At 63.7% G+C, this 1,796-nt stretch carries 3 protein-coding genes; all 3 read right to left on the bottom strand.

The annotated features are described in order from the left end of the window. Window positions 1-53: 53 nt before the first annotated feature. Window positions 54-437, bottom strand: a complete 384-nt coding sequence (locus tag BN1123_RS05605; protein WP_026457790.1) for a hypothetical protein — start codon at window positions 435-437, stop codon at window positions 54-56. Between the two features lie 36 nt (window positions 438-473). Continuing rightward, window positions 474-1,028 carry a cysteine hydrolase family protein gene (locus BN1123_RS05600; RefSeq protein WP_042025801.1) on the bottom strand — a complete coding sequence of 185 codons (555 nt, stop codon included), beginning with the start codon at window positions 1,026-1,028 and terminating at the stop codon, window positions 474-476. A 24-nt stretch (window positions 1,029-1,052) separates the two neighbouring features. Beyond that, window positions 1,053-1,796: ChaN family lipoprotein (locus BN1123_RS05595; protein WP_042025800.1), on the bottom strand; the 744-nt coding region annotated here is incomplete at its 5' end.

The raw sequence follows: 1,796 nt of genomic DNA, 5'->3' as shown, positions 1-1,796 counted from the left end.
GGCAGCCACTGGCTGCCCGTTTTCATTGATATCTTGCACCGGCGCGCAGCACCTCAATCCTGCCAGGTGCCCCTGTTCGGGAAGGCGCCACGATCGGCCTCGGTAGCCGTCTCGTTGCACTCCCCCCGCAGTCGCCAGGAGTTCTGGCTCAGCACTATGTAACCGTCGCGGCAATATTGCTTGCGGGCCAAGGTCTCGGTCAGCAGATCCTGTTGCAGCTCCTCCCGCTGCTCCAGCAGTCGCTGGTGCTGGGCGGCCGAAAGCCCGCGCGGCAGGGTGTCGTTGGGCGCGGCTTCGAAGGTGAAGCGCTTGCTTCCCTCTTCGCTGATATGGGTCAGGAACAGGGGCTCAGGCCCGTCATAACCCTGCCCGGGCAAGCCGGAGCAGGCACTGAGCAGGGGAAACAGCAGCAACAGGGTGACAGGCAACAGGCGCACGACAGACTCCGGTGAAAACTAAACGAGGCTCGCAGATTAACATGGCTGCACAGCGGGTGTTACTGCCAGCAGCTCATCCGTGCTGAGCAGGGTGACACCGCGCCCCTGCGGCAGGCTGAGGTGGCGCCACATCCAGTTGTGATGCTCGATAATCTGCGCCGCGCCCAGGTGGGGACGATCGGCCGTGGTATGGCCATCGCTCAGCACCAGCACCTCAAAGCCTTGGGAAGCCGCGCTACGCACCGTGGTATCGACGCAAAAATCGGTGTTGCTGCCACAGAGGATGAGTCTGTCGACCGGTTGTTCGGCCAGCAGGAAGGCGAGCTCGGTATCGAGGAAGCTGTCACAGCCCTCCTTGCGTACCCGGCTGTCCCCCTTGGCCGGTTGCAGCGCCGGATGCAGTTGCCAGCCCGGCGTGCCCGGTACCAGCTCACTACCGGGCGGGCCATCGTGCTGGACGTAGATGATCCGGCCATGGTGCTGCCTTATATAGGCCGCGGCCCGGTTGATATTGGCCAGTACCTGCTGCTGGTTGTAGTGGGTCTCTTTCATGACCCCTTGCTGCACGTCGATGATCAGTAACACGTCCATATATGCTCGCCGTCTCCTTGATGATTAGGGTTGCAGCCACTGGCTGCAGTCACGGCTGCGGGATTGATGCAGCGCCCCCATATCTTGCTTCATCTCGGCACTGCTTTGCCAGCGTGCCGGCAGCGGCATGACGGTGACCGTCACATCGGCAGGGCGCCCGGCGGCGGGCGTGTCGCCGGTTTGCGGCACTATCAGGGCCACCTTGAGCGCCGGATTGCGGCTGGCGATGCGGCTGGCGAGCCCCAGGCCCCCCTCCACATGGAAGTTGCCGGCGATATGCATGATCTGCCGGCCCGGGTGGCTGGCGAGGTAATCCACCATGCTTTCTGCCATGGTGTCGTCCCAGCTGGTCTGGGCGGCGAAACGGCGGGCGTTGCTGTCGGCATCGCCGTGGTGCATGGAGGCCATAAACTTCTGGCGATAGGCATCACTCCCCAGCGTCAGCTCGCGAGCCAGCTGGCTGCGCCGGTTGGCGGGGAGCTTGTCCAGCCATTCGGGCCCCTCCTGGCCGACACAGCTCACCAGAGGTTTGGGGGCATTGGCGGCGATCACTGGCAGCCGATTGGTTTTGGCAAATTCCACCAGGGGGCGGTAGTCGCTTGGGTAGTTGGGCCAGGCATGGCCTTCGCGGATCAGCGCCGCTTCGCCGATGCGCCCCGCCAGATAGGCATCTAGGGTAGCCTGATCGGCCCGACTGAACTGCTCCATGGAAAGGATTAACTGCCGCCTTGTCTGTGCGGCGCTGTCATTCAATCCGGCCAGCAGGCG

This window comes from Aeromonas enteropelogenes, assembly GCF_000819845.1.
Taxonomy (GTDB): Bacteria; Pseudomonadota; Gammaproteobacteria; order Enterobacterales; family Aeromonadaceae; genus Aeromonas; species Aeromonas enteropelogenes.
The sequence above is the reverse complement of the archived record's forward strand: the minus strand, read 5'-3'. Positions and strand labels throughout refer to the sequence as shown.

Coding starts and splice junctions, on each gene's coding strand:
- BN1123_RS05600 (WP_042025801.1), bottom strand. CDS start 1,028: ATGGACGTGTTACTGATCATCGACGTGCAGCAAGGGGTCATGAAAGAG.